At 35.0% G+C, this 263-nt stretch carries 1 protein-coding gene; it reads right to left on the bottom strand.

Annotation, left to right across the window (positions count from 1 at the left end; genetic code table 11):
- On the bottom strand, positions 1 to 263 hold a 263-nt coding region (locus tag SB658_RS24800), incomplete at both ends, for an LCP family protein (RefSeq protein ID WP_410603059.1).

Here is a 263-nt window from a genome sequence, read left to right on the forward strand (position 1 = left end):
GCAAGAGCAAGAGCTTCTTCACTATTTAGCTTTTGAACACCTTTTTTCAGATGAATTGCATCAGCATTATCATTGCTATCTTGTTCAGTAAATTCAACTGGTACATCGACTTCAATCCCGCCTAAATCATCGACAATTTTCATAAATGATTTGAAGTTAAACTTTACAAAGTAATCGACAGGAACATTCATTAATTTTTCAACTGCATCAATACTTGCTTGTGGTCCACCATCTTTTCCGTTTTTAGTAGAACCGTATGCATG

Source organism: Bacillus sp. SIMBA_008, assembly GCF_046535495.1.
Lineage (GTDB): Bacteria > Bacillota > Bacilli > Bacillales > Bacillaceae > Bacillus > Bacillus subtilis.